This is a genomic window from Longimicrobiales bacterium, assembly GCA_029245345.1.
Classification (GTDB): Bacteria; Gemmatimonadota; Gemmatimonadetes; order Longimicrobiales; family Gaopeijiaceae; genus CALFPJ01.
This window is the reverse complement of sequence record JAQWPM010000006.1, coordinates 37652-55119: the sequence shown is the minus strand read 5'-3', so window position 1 is coordinate 55119 and position 17468 is coordinate 37652. Positions and strand designations below refer to the sequence as shown.

The window sequence follows — 17468 nt, the reverse complement described above, 5'->3', positions numbered from 1 at the left end:
CTGATGACGATCCGCCGCGGCGTCTGCCTACTCTCACTGCTCTGCCTAATCGGCGCAGCGGGGTGTGCGACCATGGTTTGGACTCAGCGCTTCGAGGTCGTTGCTGCGCCGGACGCCAATCGGAGGAGTCCGGTGCCCGTGGACCTGGCGCTTGTACGCACGGAGGCTCTGGTCCCCGTGGTCACCGAAATGAGCGCTCGCCAGTGGTTCGAAAACCGCGAACAGCTTGTGCGCGACCACCCGGAAGACATCGTATATCACAGCTGGGAGTTCGTTCCTGGGCAGGTGGTCGAATTCGACCGGCTCCCCTTCCCGGACAGAAAGGGCTACGCGCTGGTGGTGTTTTCGGATTACCTCTCGGAAGGGGTACATCGACTTCGGGTGGACCCACTCAAGGAGTTTCGCCTTGTTCTCCGGGTCGAGGGATTCGAAATCGAGAGCATCCGGTGATCACTAGACTCACTGATTCACAGCATTCAGGATTGCACTAAGCATGATTGACGGAAAAGATCTGCCCGACGCGATCCAGTGGCACGAAGGCATGCTCCTGGCACCCCAGCATTTCCAACAAGCGGACCTCCGCAGCGAAGGACTGGTCCACTACCACATGGGTATCGCGGCTCCGTTTCATTGGGGAGTCCGGACGCTGAAATACGACGACCGGGCACTTGCCAGCGGTGTGTTTCAAATCACTCAGATCGAGGCCCTCCTTCCGGACGGCGTGCTCGTCAACACGCCACTCCAGGTCGACCTCAACTCGTTCGTGGAAAACCAAGGCGGTCGTGGTGAGCTAACCATCCATCTGGCCGTTCCCGCACGTCGTGGGCCAACTGAGCCGGTGGCAGGGAGTGTACCCCGCTACGCATCGGTCGAGGGTTACCCTGTAGCTGACGAGCACCTGGGCGAGGGCGCAGTTCGCATCCCTCGCCTTCAGCCCGCGGCTCAGCTTCTCGTCACTGAGACGCCTGCCGAGAAGTACACGAGCTTCCCGATAGCGAAAATCATCCTCGAACGCGGCAACTTCGAGGCAACTGATTTCGCCCCCCCGGTTCTCGCCGCAGATGCGGTCGGATACCCGGGCACGGCTGTCTCCGAGCTGGCACGAGCCGTGCGCGAGAAGTCACGCTTTCTCTCAGATAAGGTCAGGGCGTCCTCAGCGATGGTCCGCGGAGACAAGATCCGCGACCTCCAAGGTATGGTCGAGAAGCTATTCGTAGGCCTGCCACCCCTTGAGGCACTGCTTGCCGTCCGCGGCACACATCCGTTCCACATCTATCAGGCGCTAACCGCCCTGGCGGGGCACATGGCCGGGCTCACGCCCGGGCTGCTGCCGACAGGGTTCAAGCGCTACGACCACAACAATCTGCGCGACTCTTTCGACGAAGTCCTCGGGTTTTGCTACCGAATGGTGAACAGCGTCGAGCAGGCTTACGAGGTGATCGCGTTCCAATTCGACCGCGATGCCTTCCGCTTGCGTCTGCGCTCGGCATGGAGCGGCACGAGCGCCGTCATCGGGGCCGTCGGAGCGCCTGGCGCGACAGAGAGCAGCGTGCTGTCCTGGGTAATGGAAGCACGCGTCGGCACCGCTGACCGAATTAAGTCCATCGAGGACAGGCGCATCCGAGGCGCGAAGCGCACACGGATCGATTCAGACGACGATCTGGGCTTGGTACCAAGTAGCGGGGTCCTCCTCTTCAGAATTGAACTCGATCCGGAGTTCGTAACAGATGAAGAAGTCCTCACGCTCTCGCATCCGGCTGAACGACAAGGACGTGAGCGGCCGGCCGAAATCGTCTTCTATGCCCCGGATCAGGTCAACGTATGACCGACGGGTGGTCGCATCGGATCCTGGCGAGCGCATTCCGGGATTTTTACACCAGCCTCTCTGAAATTGGGGCGGATATCGAGGCGGATCCGTGGCACTTCACCAAACGAGCCGGTGAAGCCTCGGAAGACCGCACGGCCGCCCATTCCAAGGCTGTGGCTCGCGTGCGTACCCACCTGCATGACTTCCTCAAGGGACAGGCTCGGGAGCTGACACGTTCGCTCGGGCCAGAAGGTATCGATTGGATGGACGAGGCCCAGTACGTCATGGCCTCACTCGCTGACGAGGTCCTCGTAAACATGGAGTGGGAAGGACGCGAGGCATGGTCCCGCGAGCTCCTTGAGACGCACATGTTCGGCTCCCACGTGGCAGGCGAACAGGTGTTAGAACGAGCGGAGGCACTCCTCGCCGAGGGCGACGACGCCAACTGGGACATGGCTTGGATCTACCTCTCCGCGCTCTCTCTCGGCTTTTTGGGCAAGTATCGAGGCACACGCGACTCCGGCGGCCTGCAAAGCCTTCGCCGCCGCCTCCTCAACTTCGTCACCCGGGGCCGAACAACGCTCGCAGACGATATCGATCCGCTGTTTTCGCAACCGACGGAAAGCACGCTCGTTTCGACCGAAAATCTGCGGCTGCCTCCGGTGCGGCGCTGGGTCGCGGTCCTTCTTGTCATGATCGGGAGCTATCTCGTCCTCTCCCATTTTGTTTGGACTGACGTCTCGCAGGGAATTCGTGATGTAAGTGCCGATGTAGCCCGCGCGACGGCGGAGGCTGGCCGGTGACCGAGATCCTGAACTTCCTGACCGAGCACTTCAGGACCGTACTGGCCGTGCTCATCATCACGGTGATCGCGGTCGTGGTGTTCATCGTGATCGTGCTCAGGCGCTCGCGAGAAAAGCCGGACGAGAAATCCAAGACAGTTAAGGCTCCCGAGGAGATGCCTGCTCCGATTGCGTCCATGACGCAGGCCGCTGACTTGGAGCTGTCGTTCCGACGTGGCATGAAAACGCTTCGCGGCGTCACCTCCGGCGCCGGCTACCGCTATCGCATCCCCTGGTACATGATGCTGGGGCCCACCGGCAGTGGGAACAGCACCTTCCTTCGGCAGATCCCCCTGCCGCGTCGAGTCCAGGGCAATGCAGACCTTTCGGCGGCCAGCCACACGGTAGGGTGGCACTTCTTTGACGGCGGCGTGGTGCTCGACGTCACCGGGAGCGTGGTCCTCAAGAAGGACCTGACTTCAGACGAGAGGGGCTGGCAACGGCTGCTGGCGCTCCTAAAACGACACCGCCCCGAACGGCCTATCGACGGCGTGGTCCTGACGCTATCCGCAGCAGACCTTCGATCCTGGCGCGGCCGTTCAAAAGAAGAACTCCGTGAGATCGGCGGAGCCCTGTTCCGCCGTCTGCGCGAAGCTCAGGCCGAACTGGGGGTCCGATTTCCCGTCTACGTCCTCCTGACGCAGGCCGATCGCCTCCCCGGATTCTCCAGTTTCGTCAACGCCGTCCCTCGCCGTTTCCATCAAGACATCTTCGGCTGGTCGAGTCCATACTCGCTGGAAGCTTCGTTCAGGGAGGAGTGGGTGGACGAGGCGCTCGACGGGATCGCCGATTCCCTGAGAGACCGGTCCACTGAAGTCCTCGCTTCCCGCACCCAACTCGCAGACGCCGACGCCGTCTTCCGCTTTCCGGACGTCGCCGACGAACTCCGCTGGGCTACGCGCACCATCCTCGCAGAGGTATTCGAGGACAGCGCCTACCACGAGAGCTTCTTCCTCCGAGGTGTCTACTTCTCCGGGATGGTCGAGAAGGGCGAACAGGTTGAGGCCGAGCATCCAAAGAATTTGGCCGGGGAGTTCGACAACCAAGTTCTTTCGGAAGAGACCACCGTGTCTTCGGACTCGGCAGCAATGTCCAACGAGCGCATTGCTCAAATGGATGAACTCCTGAGCGATCAGCTCAACGAGATCATGCATCGTCAGGACTTCAAATCAGTTGTGGAAGAGCATCACGAGGAATCGGTTTTCTCCAGCCGCCTCTTCACTCAGAAGATCTTCCCAGAACGAGGATTGGCACGAGGCTTTGCCAAGGGATTCCTAGACCGAAACCGAGCCATTCGCTGGATCCAGGTCGCGGCAGCTCTTCTCGTGCTGGTGGGCCTTCCTGGGATGTTCTTCGGGCAGGCGTCACTCCGACGCGACGCTGGCCCACTGATCGAGTTGCTCGACTCGGTCGGGACCAGCATCACCGAACACTTCGGCGAGGATCAAGCAGGATTGTCGCAGGCCGCTGAAGAGAGAGCCGTGCGCTCCCTTCTTGAGCAAATGTCGAGCTTGGAAGCTGGCCCATTCAGGTCTGTCTTCCTACCGACTTCGTTTTTTGACGACCTGGACCAGCACATCCAGGACAACATGACGGAGGGGTTCCAAGACGTAATCTTGCCGACCTTCCGAACAGGCATCACCGAGTGGGCCGACACGATGACCGACAAACAGTGGGCATTGACACTGGGTGGCCGGATCCCACTGGATGATTCGGATCAGTTGGTCCGAATGACCAATCGGTTCCAGGAGTACGAAGTGCTGGTCGGATACCTGAGCGAAATCGGGCAATTCCTGGAGAACGCCGACCGCTTCAATCGGCTTTCGGCCCTCGGGGCGGGAGAACTCCAGGTCTTCGCAGATCTCTTCTTCTGGTACTACGAAACCCAGCTACCGCAGGACTTCTTCGAAAACGACGAATTCTATCGCGCCGGCCTAGCAGGTGCATCGGTACTCCCGGTCGGCACAGCTGATTGGGCGGGCTTCGAAGTCAGAGCAACCGAATCCGCGACCTTCTTGCTGGAACGTTTTTACCAGCGCCTCCTTAATGCGGTGGAGGGGCTCAAACAAAGTTTTTTCGCTGGAGCGTCCAATCCGGCATTCACCGCGTCCGACCTACGCCAACTTTGGCAAGATGTCGGGCAGGTCCATGACCTTCTGGTGTCTTCGGACAGCATGTGGTTCGATACCGAAGCTCCCCTCGTCCCTGTGCTCCAGGTCATGCTCGATTCTATTCCGGTGAATCCAGACCTGATGGACCGAGCCGCTTTCCAAACCCTCTTCACGCAGGCCTTCGATGCGACACGGAGGCGGCACCTAACAGAGCTTTCTAACGGGCTGGCCCTCCTGTCGAGATCACTGCCAGTCCAGGCGGACTCCACCGGTCGGGTAGCGCCAAGCAGTGGCACTCGCATCGACCTGGCCCCGCGCCTCGGTGCGCTCCGCATAGCGCTGGCCAGCCTACTCAACCGTGGCTTCATGGCTCCTATAGGCGGCGTGGGCGGCCCTCCGCAACCCATGCTGGGCGGCCGGCCGACCTGGAACATGGGTCCCCTGGAAGAAGCTCTCGGCTACTTCGCTGAATACCAGGCCGCTCGCGGGGATACCTCCACAGGAGTCCCGCCGGAGCTCCGCGGATTGGCCCTAGGCGTGGCGGGTCGCTCCCTCGAGGAGCGCGTGCGGTGGTCCTTAAGCCGGGCGATGACGTTCGAGGTGAGTGTCGGAGGCGAAGGCCGGGCGTGGCAGGAGGAGGAACTCCAGGCTCGCCTGGCGGGATTCGATCAGGCCGCGCGCAGACTCGTCGGAATGTTGGAGATGGACGAGCAAGTCGGTGGGACTCCTGCCGGGACCGCCGTGGCCGAGGCCATCATCCTCGAAGCTTCCGACCTGCTCAGCGAAATCGACATGCTTCTGAGCAGCGCCCGTCTATATGAGCCGGTGAACGGAAACCTCGCTGTGTGGCGTGGTACCCGGCCTGCCTCTCTGGTCGGTTTCGGAGTACCCGACGCGGCCGGGCTCGAAGCCTATCTGGCCCAGCAGCGACAGTCACTGAAGATGCTAGCTGAGTATGCCGCACCCGTGTTGGGATATCTCGCCCTCCCGCCCGTTACAGAGCTTCTCCGCTACGACGGCCGGCGAATCGCACCTGGCACGGACAACCTCATTCAGCGCTGGCGCACCATTGTGCGCACCCTAGACGAGCACGAGAACAAGGCCCCGGGGAACGAGCTGGACGCGATGGAGCAGTTCGTCCGACAGGACATGGGGATCGCCACACTGTCTCAGTGCGGCTCGGGCGGTGTGACTGAGAGCGGAGCACCATCCCAAAGCTACTTCGGGTCGGTCGAGCGTCAGTTGAGAACGTCGCTCGCAGACCGGTGCCGTGACTTGGCCCGGATGGCTCTCTTAGGCGGGTACAACCAGCTCGCCCAGTTCCACGGCGAACGGTTGGCTGGCCGATTCCCGTTCGCCGACCTGGACACGCGGCCGGATGCGCCGGATGCCGACGTCGAGTCCGTGTTGGAGTTCCTCGAACTATGGGACCAGGTCACTGCCCCGCTCGACGGAGACCCCATCACGGTTGTGCAGACTCTCCTGGACGATGTAGTGCCCGTCGACTTCTTCCGCCAAATGGTGGAGATCCGAGCACTTCTCGGTCCGGTGGTATTGCCGAACGAAGAAGGAGTCCCCGGCGCCCTGGACGTCCGAACCCAAATGAGGACGAACCGGGATTCCGAGCTTCGAGCCGACCAGATCGTCGAATGGCGCTTGAGCCTAGCCGGCCAAGCGGTGACCTACCAAGGCGCCGGCGGAGTCGGAGAGAGCACATGGCGAGTGGGCGATGTTGTTGCGCTGAGTCTGACGTGGGCGTCAGAGTCTGCGCGGCGCCCTGTTCGTCAATCCGCGAGTCAGGCAATCTCTGTGGACGACGCAACCGTCACGTGGCGGTACGCTGGACCGTGGGCGCTGCTCAGGCTTCTCATGGAGCACCGTCCTGACGCTGCGGCACTGACCGGCGATCCAATCGTCGACCGTTCCACGGTCAATCCCAGAATCGTCACCAGGGCCCGGGACGCGGTGTCTGAGACAGCAGATCCGGTTGATGGGCTCGCGAGCGTTTTCATTCAACTCGGACTGACTCCCTCAACAGGTGGCGGAACCGTCATCTTTCCTCGTTTTCCGACTCGCCCGCCCCCACCCGCGGGTCGATAAGTAGCCGCAGGCCCTGCCCGACTTCAGGAACATTTGGCGCAACCCAGAAACGTATGTAGTCGGAATTCCTTGCGCGCGAGCGTCCCTTGTCGGATAATGTTGTCCCCCCTCCAACGGGGTAGTTTTTTTTCGCCGAAGAATTGCGGCTGCTGGAAGACACTAAAGTGAGCTCTGACGACTAAATGATCGCCGAACAACAGGTGGTCGCCCTTGAGGCGCTCCTGCGTCCCGTTCCCGGGGCGGACCCATCGGGTCGTTCATTGCAGTACGATGAGATTTACGATCGCATCAAGGATGCGAGACGAGCGGACGACTCGGTCGCGACCCGGGGGATTTGGGATCGGGACCTAAAGTCGGCGAATTGGAAGGAGGTCAGGCAACTCTGCGAAGATGCTCTGATTCAAGAAACGAAGGACCTTCAGATTGCGGCATGGCTCATGGAGTCATGGCTCCATCTAGAAGGGTTGCCCGGGCTACGGCGTGGGATGGAAGTGCTGCTCCAGTTGTCGGAGAGTTATTGGGAGATGGTCCACCCCGAGATTTCGCAGGGGATCGACTTCCGGATTGCTCCTTTCGTCTGGATCAACGAGAAAGTACCCGCTTCATTCGGACAGCTGGTTGTGGTGGATCCACAGACTGACCAGAGCTCTGAGGCGACGTGGGATGAGTGGAATCGAGCCTTGTGGCTCGACAAGGTAGGGGCCCGAAGCCCCGATGATGAGGAACTCAAGGCGGAGATCGCCGAGTCTCACAGCATCGAGTCGTTTCGGGGGCTTTGCCGGAAGACGCCGGAGTCGTTCTTCCGTGACACCTCAGCTGTACTTGAGGACGCGATCGAAACGACGCGGGCATTAGAGAGCTTTTTGGATGACAGGCTGGGAGACGAATCCCCGAGCTTGGTTCGATTCAGGGAAGGACTCGCAGAGATCCTGACCTGGATCAGCGTAGTGATGAAAGAAGGGAGCTTCAGACCCGACATCGTGGAGGTACCAGTGGATACGAAGGAGGAGGAAGGCAGCGAGCCAGCATCCGTTTCGTCTGGCAACGTACCGTCCGTCGCCGAATCGGGTGCGATCCGCAGTCGGCAGGAGGCCTACCAGGTGCTGCTCAATGCAGCACGGTATCTGAAGCAAGTCGAGCCTCACAGCCCGACGCCTTATTTAGTGATGAAAGCAGTCTCGTGGGGTGACAAGACCCTCGATGACTTGTTACGCGAATTCGTTCGGAAAGGACTTAATCTGGAGGCGCTGTTCACGTTCCTCGGAATCGACCAAGGAGTCGAAGAAGAATGAACGCTGAAGCGGCTAACAAACCGGTGAGGAAAGCCCTCCCGGACTTACGAGGCACGGATCGTGATTACGACCCGCCCCGTTTTCAATCCTGGCCGATGGTGAGGAGATAACCATGGCAGAAAGCACGCAGCATACGCTGGACCGAGTGCGCCCGCCCAGGGTGCAGATTACGTACGACGTCGAGATCGGGGACGCGATCCAGAAGAAGGAACTCCCCTTCGTCATGGGCGTGATTTCTGATCTGGCAGGCAAGCCCGCCGAAGCACCCGCTCCGATGAAAGAGCGCAAGTTCGTCCAGGTCGACCGTGACAACTTCAATGATGTCATGAAGTCAGTCGGCCCGCGTCTCGCGTTCCAGGTCGACAATCAGCTCACCGACGAAGACAGCAAGTTCAACGTCGAGCTGAATTTCGAGTCGATGGAGGACTTTGATCCGGTATCCGTAGTTCAGCAGGTCGAGCCACTTCGGAAGCTGTTCGAGGCGCGTCAGCGTCTGAGCGACCTCCGCGCTAAGCTCGATGGTAACGACGACCTCGATCGCCTACTGATCGAGATTGTCGAGAACACGGATGGCCTCAAGGAGATCCAGGAAGCGACGGCTCCGGCCGAGGACGACGCCGAGTAATTTCCGGTGTCCGACTTCAAGCGACCAGAAACGTAAACGTCACAACATTAGATCTAGAGAGGGTCAGATGGCAAAAGAACAAGCGGCCTCCGAAGGAGGGGGCGCTGCGACCGAGGACATGAGTATCCTCGACCGGATCATTTCCGAGGGCAACATGGCGCAGGACGACGCCCAGGCCGAGCATGCAAAGAATTTGGTCGGTGAGTTCGCCAACCAGATTCTTTCGGAAGAGATCACCGTGTCTTCGGACTCGGCAGCAATGATTAACGAGCGCATTGCTCGAATTGATGAACTCCTGAGCGACCAGCTCAACGAGATCATGCACAGTCCGGATTTCCAAGAACTTGAAGGAAGCTGGCGCGGACTGTCGCACTTGATCTCGAATTCCGAGACGGGCGCACGACTGAAGATCCGTGTCTTGGCTGCCAGCCAGAAGGAAATTCAGGACGACCTCGACAAGGCTGTCGAGTTCGACCAAAGTCGGCTGTTCAAACTCCTCTACGAAGAGGAATACGGCACCTTCGGTGGTAACCCGTACAGCTGCCTCTTGGCCGACTTTGAGTTCGGTCGTCACCCACAGGACATCGCGCTACTCGAGAAGCTCTCGAACGTAGCAGCGGCGGCCCATGCCCCGATGATTGCGGCGGCAAGCCCCAAGATGTTCGACCTCCAGAGCTACACCCGTCTCGGTGCACCTCGCGATCTCGCGAAGGTTTTCGAGAGCTCTGAGTTGATCAAGTGGAACTCGTTCCGTGCAACTGAGGATTCGCGATACGTCTCGCTCGTGCTTCCGCACATCCTCATGCGCCTTCCGTACGGCCCCGACACGAAGCCGGTTGACGGCTTCAACTTCGTCGAGGAAGTCGATGGACGGGACCACCAGAAGTACCTCTGGGGGAACGCAGCATGGGCCCTCGGTGAGCGGATCACCAACGCTTTCTCGCTTTACGGCTGGACAGCGGCAATCCGTGGCGTAGAAGGTGGCGGTATGGTCGAAGGCCTGCCGGCGCACACCTTCAAGACGGACGAAGGTGACGTCGCGCTGAAGTGCCCGACCGAAATCGCGATCACTGATCGTCGTGAGAAAGAGCTGAACGACCTTGGCTTCATCTCACTGTGTCACTGTCAGGGGACCGACTATGCGGCATTCTTCGGTGGCGCATCGGCGCAGAAGCCAATGGTGTACAACACGCCACAGGCCAATGCGAACGCGCGTATCTCGGCACAGCTTCCGTACGTCATGGCAGCCTCCCGCTTCGCACATTATCTGAAGGTAATAATGCGTGATAAGGTTGGAAGCTTCATGACGCGTGGGAATGTCGAGACGTTCCTGAACCGTTGGATCGCCGACTATGTGCTCATCAACGATGATGCACCGCAGTCGGCGAAGGCCTCCTACCCGCTCAGTGAAGGACGTGTAGATGTGGTCGAGATTGCAGGTAAGCCGGGAAGCTACGCGGCTACCGTCTACCTCAAGCCGCACTTCCAGCTTGAGGAACTCACGGCTTCGATGCGACTCGTCGCGGAGCTGCCGCCACCAGCTGGTGGCTGATCAATGAACGGAGTCCGGTGAGGGGCGGGATCTTTCCGCTCCTCACCGGGTCCCGTGGCATAGCCACGTTTACTAAAGCGAAATACCCTGAGGAGGGTTGATGGACATCGTTCTCATGAAGGTCACGGACGTTCCGGGCCAGACACAACTCAACGGATATAAAGATCACATGGAGCTGTTTAGTTACAGCCATGGGATCGCGCAGCACGTGACGGCCAACGTCTCGAACACGGACCGTACCACCGGCCGTCCGATGCACCAGGACTTCAGCGTGACCAAGGACGTCGATAAGGCGAGCCCGTCACTGCTGCAGGGGTGTAACGAAGCCAAAGTGTACAAAGAGGTTTTGATCACCATTGCCCGTAACGACAGTGGTGCTGTGGTGAAGCTGTTCACGTACAAGATGGAAGACTGCATCATCTCGAGCATCGCAGTGGGCGGCGGCGGCGGCGGTAAGCCGACCGAATCGATCGCGATCAACTACGCGCGTATCGAGTGGACCTATTTCGCCCAGAAGGAAGAGGGTGGAGCAGGCGGAAACGCGGTTGCCAAGTGGGACGTGAGCCTGAACAAGGCCGTATAACCTCTTGGCCTTGCCTCGCGACTCTAAGTCTACCGAGGGTGCCCGGGCGCTGTTGTTCGATCGACTCGTCGATTTTGATCCGACCGAGCCGGTCGAACAGCAGCCTCTCCGGGTCCTTGACACCAACGGGGTCCGTGAGTCGGTCCAGAGGGAACTCGGCCGACTCCTCAACACTCGCTCCCCCACCCAGCCTGGCGAGCTGGAAGGCCGTGCCTGGACAGTGTTGGACTGGGGGCTCCCCGATTACTCTGGGTGGTATACGCGCTCACCACCCTCCCACCTGCGACTTTCCCGGCTCATCGAAGCTGCGATTCGCGCCTTCGAACCCCGTATGGTAGACCCGAAGGTCAGCGTTGAACTCTCCGATGGGAACAATCGGTCACTGCAAGTCTGGATCGAAGGGACTATTCGCATCGGCACGCTGCTCGAACCTGTCTCCTTTCCATTGGCACTCGAAGCTCGTGCCTCACGACGATAGGCCATGGCAGACGACGCCCGGGAAGAACTCCTACAGTACTATCAGGCCGAACTCACCTACCTGCGTGAGAAAGGGGCGGACTTTGCTGACCAATACCCCAAGGTCGCCAACCGCCTAGAACTGAGTCCGGACGAAAGTCCTGATCCTCATGTCGAACGGCTCTTGGAGGCTTTCGCCTTCCTAACGGCCCGCGTCCAACGCAACCTCGATCAGCAGTTCCCTGAGATCACAACCGCGCTGCTAGAGCTGCTCTATCCCCACTATCTGGCTCCGGTACCATCGATGACGGTGGTGCAGTTCAAGCCCGACCCAGAACAAGGGATCTTGACCACCGGGTACGAAGTCGCCCGCCACACCTCCATGTATGCCGAAGCGCACGGAGCCGGTGGCCTATCGGCCCGTTTCCGCACGTGTTATCCCGTCACGCTCTGGCCTGTAGAGGTCAGCTACGGAGGAATGGAATCGACCAATCAGTATGATTTCCTGGATGGTCGGGGTGATGTGGTGAAGGTGATCCGGATCCGAGTCGAGGCGGACGGCGTCCCCCTCAAAGATCTCGAGCTCGACTCCCTCCGCTTCCACTTCAATCGTGACCTGAAGGCGGCCACCGACCTCCACGAACTCGTCTTCGCCAACTTGGCCGGGGTAGTCGTGTTACCGGAGGGTGCAACACACCCCATCGAACTCGGGCCGGATGACGTGCAGGAAGTCGGGTACGGGGAAGACGAAGCGGTACTGCCCTACCCTCGCCATGCCCACCCGGGATACAGGCTACTGCAGGAGTACTTCACCTTCCCTCGTAAGTATCTCTTCATGGATGTGAAGGGACTCAGACCAGCGTTGAAGGGGAATCACTTCGACATACTGCTTCTCCTCAGTCGGGCGCCCGAAACCGACCTAATGGTGGATACGGACACGTTCGCGTTGGGTTGTACCCCAGCGGCGAATCTGTTCCCGCACACCAGCGAACCCATTCGGCTCGATCAGAAGAAGTCCGAGTACAGGCTCGTCCCCGATGCCCATCGGGAGGGGAGTACGGAGATTCACACGGTGGTGTCCGTGTCATCCTCTGAAGACAACTCAGATGAGACCCGACGGCTGCATCCCTATTACTCGTTCGATCATCACGCCGCTCACGAAAAGACTGAGGCCTTCTGGGTCGTACGTAGGACGGGAACAGGCCGGCGGGACATGCCGGGTACCCAGATGATGCTCTCGCTCGTGGATCTGGAATTCGATGCTCGGGTTCCGGCAGGCGATACGATTTACGCCCACACTCTATGCACCAATCGCCGACTGGCAGAGCAACTCCCTGCCGGCGCAAAGTTGACCACGGAGACAGGGGCACCTGTCCAGTCCATCGTGGCCATGAACAAACCGACGCCGCAGCTCGACCCATCCCTAGGTGGCGAAACCCGATGGCGGCTCGTCTCACACTTGTCGCTAAACCACCTGTCACTAAAGGGTGGTCCCGACGGGCTGGCCGCACTCAAAGAGATCCTTCTCCTTTACGCTCAGTACGACAGCCAGTCAGCGCATAGACAGATCAACGGGATTCGCGAGATGCACACCCGACCGATCGTCGAGCGACTCGGCCACGAGGCCTGGCGTGGCTTCGCTCGAGGCACTGAAGTCCGTCTGGTGTTAGATCCTTCGGCATTTCCAGGCTCCAGTCCATTCCTATTTGCATCAGTGCTCCGGCATTTCATAGCATTGTACGCTTCACTAAATTCCTTTACCCGCACCGTGGCTGAGGACAGCCGGCGACCTGGTGAAGTTTGGAAACAATGGCCCGCTCTGGCAGGAACCAAAGACTTCCTGTAGTCGAAGAACTACAGCAGGCAGGTTACGCATTTGATTTTTTCCAGGCGGTTCGCCTCCTGGAGACGATGCGGCCGGAGGCTGTACCGATCGGTACCGGTGCTGACCCCTCACTTGAGGCGATCCGCTTCCGTTCAGACCCGACCCTCTCCTTCCCTGCGAGTGAAGTTCTTGACGTCAGCCTCCCAGATGGAGAAGACGATGGGCCCGCAGAGGTCCTCGTCAGCTTTCTTGGATTGGCAGGGAGTCAGGGGCCCCTCCCCCAGCCCTTCACCGAGCTGTTGTTGGATCGGCTCGCGGCTGGAGACACCGCCACACGAGACTTCCTAGACATCTTCAATCACCGGCTCGTTTCCCTCCTGTACAGAGCAAAGGAGAAGCATCGAGTCGGAATGAGGATCCAGTCTCCGGAGAAGAGTCGGGTAGCCGATATGGGGCTATCCCTGATCGGAATGGGAGCCGATGCGCTGCGCGATCGAATGGACGTCGCGGATCGCTCACTTCTCTTTTACGCCGGCACGCTCTCCCATAGCCGACGCACCGCTGTCGGCTTGGAAGGACTTCTGTCGGACTATTTCGCCCACGCACTTCAACCCGATCCAGGCCGCCCTACTGGGCGCATAAGGGTCCGGGAGTTCATCGGGCGCTGGCACGAGCTTGGCGAGGACCAAGGAACGGTGCTCGGCATGCGTGACGGACGTTGCGTCCTAGGCGTAGACGCGGTCATGGGCGGTCGCGTCTGGGATCAACAAGGGATGATCGAAATCGTCGTGGGCCCGGTCGATTTCGATGCCTTCGAGCGCTTTCTTCCCGGAGGCGATTCCCTCGGCCCGCTGACCGACATGGTGAGTTGGTACCTTCGCGACGATCTCGATTTCGCGGTACGCCTGATCTTAGAAAGAGAACAGGTTCCGGGCACTGTTTTGACCACTGGCTCCACGTCTTCTCGGTTAGGACTCACCTCCTGGCTCAAGACTCGAGATTTCGCAGAGGACGCGGACGACGTGATCCTGGGCTGGCCCCTCGGCATGGGTACACGCACGCACGCCCCGTCCGAGACCGGAGCACGTTCCTGAGCGAGTCCAGTTCACTGACTCGTAGGCTCTTCAAGGTCGAGCCAGGCGAAGGTCGTAAGGTCCTGATGTTCGCGGCACTCGCGGGACTAATTCAGGCTGGCGTGATGGTGGGCCTGACTGCGGCTGACACACTGTTTTTGGCTCGGGTCGGGTTCGAGAAGATCCCCTACGTGTTCATTGCGAGCCCATTCGTGATGGTCGTATACGTGCCGGCGTTCGCTTTCCTAATCAGTCGGTTCGGCACGCCACGTACGATGCTGTTCACCTTGGTGGCGCTGATTGCTGGCGGGATCGGGCTCTTCGCCGCCATCCCCAACGTCGCTCAGGATGATCAAGGGATCGGCCTGATCTACTATGCAGCCCGGCTCTATTCAGAACTTTGGTATATCGCCCTCTATACGCTGTTCTGGAACTTCACGGACACGTTCTTCGACATTCAGGATGCGAAACGCCTCTTCCCTATCTTCAGTGCAGGGAGTGCCGCCGGGGCGATGGTCGGTGGTGGGATAGTCGCCGTAGTCTCTCAGGTCACCGGCCTGCGGGCGCTCTACTTGATCTGGTCCCTGATCGCGCTGGCAACGCTGCCGGTGGTCTCAGTCATCCGAAAACGGTACGAGGTACTGGAAGAGGGCGAATATGAGCCCGAACTGGGGTTAATCGATCAACTGCGGGAGACCGCAAAAGCGCTGTCACGCTCCCGTTTCGTTCTGATTCTGGTCTGCACGCTCTTTGCCGTCGTCGTGCTGAGCTCGATCACTGAGTACGAGTACTTACGAATCTTTTCCGGGCCACTGAACGAAGAAGAACTGGGTGCGCTGCTCGGCCGGCTTCTGGTGTTCGTCAACATCTTCAATCTCTTCTTCAGCCTCTTCCTCTTCAACCGACTCGTCCTCGCAGTGGGAGTCGGAACGGTCGCGTTGATCCAGCCGCTGGCCTATCTGGCGGCCTTCTACTTTCTACTATTCCAGGGGGGAGCGGCCGCCGCCATTTTCGCCTTCGTGGCCGTGCAGGGGATCCTTCCTTCCATCGAATTCAACAACCAGAATTTCCTCTTCAACGCGGTCCCAACGGGGGTCAAGCAACAGGTCCGCACCGCGGTCGAAGGGATGGCTGAGCCCGCGGCTACGGCCCTGGCCGGCCTGCTTCTGCTCGTGCTCGCCGAGGGGTTCCCATTTGTGCGCGTGGCAGGGATCGGCTTTCTCCTGGCGGGGGGCTACCTCGCGATCGCAATTCTGTTACGCAGTGCCTACCTACCCTCGCTGGTAGAGAACTTGCGACGGGGATGGCTCGACCTTTCGCGTCCCGCTAGCGAAGCACTCGGTGGGCTAGGGCCGGATGAGAAGGCTCATCTCCGAACGATCGCGGCCGGCGGTGACGGGGAGATGGCACACTGTGCACTACGCCTGCTTTCGATCAACGATCCCGATGCCGCGTTCGAAGCCACACTGGAATACTTGCCGAATACGCCCGACGAAAAAATGGCCACCGCCCGGTCGTTCATCGAAGCCTTGCTCCAACAGGCCGGACCCGACACGACCCGAGCCTTCCTGGACTGGGTCGGGCAGGCCAGAAACACGCGCGGGCCGGGATTTTTGGAAGAGATGGGAGGCCATGGACTGATCATGCCCTCTGAGGTGAAAGGGCTCATCGACTCACATCGGCCGGGCGAGGTCGCTGCCGCTGTGATCGTCCTGTGGCACTCATGGAATCCTCAGGATCGCCTGATGGCATCCGAGAGACTTGTCCGCCTTCTCGGCGGTTCGGTGGAAGAAGTCGCAGCCGGCCTTAGGGTGATTGGACGGCTGGAGGACGAGAGTCTGGCCAGCTATGCCGCCTCCCACTTGTTCGCTGAGAGCCCGAACATCCGGCGAGAAGCGATGGCTACTCTGCGCGCCGTCGTCACCCCTGACTCTGCAGCGCTCGTTCCAGACATTCTCAGAGCCTTGCCCGGCGCGGACGAGCGCAGTGAATACAACGGCCTCGAGGCTCTCGGTCGTATTGCCGATCCCACCTGTATCACCCGGCTACTGGAGCTCGCAGCAGATTTTTCGCCGCCTGTCCGCCGGAGTGTCCTGCGGGTGCTGGAACGTATGGGACTCCGAAGCGTGCCTAGCTCGGTCGCCGTCTTCACCGATCCCCGGCATCGCTACGCAGCACGGGCCATCGCGGCGCGCTTCCTTGGCACGGCCGCACGACCCCAACTAGAGGTTGCATGGCCGGGCGTGATCGACGTCGAACTGGAGCGCGCGTACCGGTACCGTGAATTCCGGGAAGGGCTCGGGGCGAGTCCGGTATCGACCTCGGGAATCCGCGTCCTGCGGCACTTCTATCGGGACGCACAGGAGAGAATCCTAGACTTCATCCTAGAGATTCTGAACATCGCCGGTCGCCTGCCATCCCACGAGATGCTCTCATCTTCGCTTCGATCTGCGCTCCCCAAAGAGCGCGCGAACGCACTCGAGACGGTCGAACAAGGGGTCCCCCGTTCGCTCTTCAAACGGCTCAAGCCCCTCCTTTTGGGCGCCGGCAGTGCAGTTGCGAACTCAGAAGAACGGAACCGGAAGGACCTCATCTCAACCAACGCGGTTCTCGATGCGGCGTTGGTCAGCCCCTTCGCCGTGGAGGCTTCGGCTGCCGCCGATGCTTTGTGGGTGGAGGAGCACCCCGAGATGCTCACTCGTCTTAGAGGGCGGCTGCCAGAGCTGCATGGTCAGATCTTCCGTGAGACGGTCGTCAAGCTCGCAGCCGACGGGCAGGAGGTCATGACCCCGGTTGACATCATGGATGCGCTGGCCGCTGCCCCGTTCTTCGAGGCGCTCACGGTCGCAGACCTGCAGAACATCGCTTTGCGGGCGATCGTCGAAGAGGTGCCCGCCGGTACGACTCTATTTTCCGGTGACGACCCAGCGAAAAGCGTCTGGGTGCTGATTGAAGGGACTGGCGTGTGTGACGGTGTGCCTATCGAGCCGGGAGCGCTCCTGGGTGATGGCGCCCTCGGGATTTTGGAGACCTACGGCAGCGAGGTCGTTTCGCAGGGGATGACGTTGGTCCGGGTGCCGACGGACATGATCATGGACCTGGCCGAGGCGAGTTCAGCTCTTGGCATTGAACTGATTCGTTATGCATCAGGAGCGTACGGTGTCGGCTCTCTCTAACGGACCGCGGCTAACCGCGACCCGAG

At 60.2% G+C, this 17468-nt stretch carries 12 protein-coding genes; all 12 read left to right on the top strand.

The window, feature by feature from the left end; translation table 11 throughout:
• The first annotated feature begins 3 nt into the window (after positions 1–3).
• The 12 genes from P8L30_01280 (at position 4) to P8L30_01225 (ending at position 17442) form a co-directional block, all read left to right on the top strand.
• The gene (locus P8L30_01280; GenBank protein ID MDG2238831.1) at positions 4–450 is read left to right on the top strand and encodes a hypothetical protein; all 447 of its coding nucleotides are present in this window, start codon (positions 4–6) and stop codon (positions 448–450) included.
• Between the two features lie 43 nt (positions 451–493).
• Positions 494–1825 (top strand): type VI secretion system baseplate subunit TssK, encoded by a 1332-nt coding sequence (gene tssK, locus P8L30_01275; GenBank protein ID MDG2238830.1) that lies wholly within the window; start codon positions 494–496, stop codon positions 1823–1825.
• On the top strand, positions 1822–2610 hold the full coding sequence (locus P8L30_01270) for a DotU family type IV/VI secretion system protein (protein ID MDG2238829.1): 789 nt from the start codon (positions 1822–1824) through the stop codon (positions 2608–2610). The genes tssK and P8L30_01270 overlap by 4 nt, the downstream gene beginning before the upstream one ends.
• Positions 2607–6860, top strand: coding sequence for a type VI secretion system protein (locus P8L30_01265; GenBank protein MDG2238828.1), 4254 nt, complete (start codon positions 2607–2609; stop codon positions 6858–6860). The genes P8L30_01270 and P8L30_01265 overlap by 4 nt, the downstream gene beginning before the upstream one ends.
• A 182-nt stretch (positions 6861–7042) precedes the next feature.
• Positions 7043–8152, top strand: coding sequence for a type VI secretion system protein TssA (tssA, locus tag P8L30_01260; protein ID MDG2238827.1), 1110 nt, complete (start codon positions 7043–7045; stop codon positions 8150–8152).
• A 112-nt stretch (positions 8153–8264) separates the two neighbouring features.
• Complete coding sequence (gene tssB, locus P8L30_01255) at positions 8265–8777, top strand: type VI secretion system contractile sheath small subunit (protein ID MDG2238826.1); 513 nt, start codon at positions 8265–8267, stop codon at positions 8775–8777.
• A 67-nt stretch (positions 8778–8844) separates the two neighbouring features.
• Entirely contained in the window at positions 8845–10329 is a 1485-nt protein-coding gene (tssC, locus tag P8L30_01250; GenBank protein MDG2238825.1) for a type VI secretion system contractile sheath large subunit, read from the top strand.
• A gap of 100 nt (positions 10330–10429) precedes the next feature.
• Positions 10430–10912 (top strand): type VI secretion system tube protein Hcp, encoded by a 483-nt coding sequence (locus tag P8L30_01245; GenBank protein ID MDG2238824.1) that lies wholly within the window; start codon positions 10430–10432, stop codon positions 10910–10912.
• Between the two features lie 52 nt (positions 10913–10964).
• Positions 10965–11390: a type VI secretion system baseplate subunit TssE gene (gene tssE, locus P8L30_01240; GenBank protein ID MDG2238823.1), complete on the top strand. Its 426-nt coding sequence runs from the start codon at positions 10965–10967 to the stop codon at positions 11388–11390.
• Between the two features lie 3 nt (positions 11391–11393).
• Positions 11394–13214 carry a type VI secretion system baseplate subunit TssF gene (gene tssF, locus P8L30_01235; protein MDG2238822.1) on the top strand — a complete coding sequence of 607 codons (1821 nt, stop codon included), beginning with the start codon at positions 11394–11396 and terminating at the stop codon, positions 13212–13214.
• Positions 13178–14287 (top strand): type VI secretion system baseplate subunit TssG, encoded by a 1110-nt coding sequence (gene tssG / locus P8L30_01230; protein MDG2238821.1) that lies wholly within the window; start codon positions 13178–13180, stop codon positions 14285–14287. Before tssF ends, tssG begins: the two co-directional genes overlap by 37 nt.
• A 65-nt stretch (positions 14288–14352) precedes the next feature.
• Positions 14353–17442, top strand: a complete 3090-nt coding sequence (locus P8L30_01225; protein MDG2238820.1) for an Npt1/Npt2 family nucleotide transporter — start codon at positions 14353–14355, stop codon at positions 17440–17442.
• Positions 17443–17468: the final 26 nt, after the last annotated feature.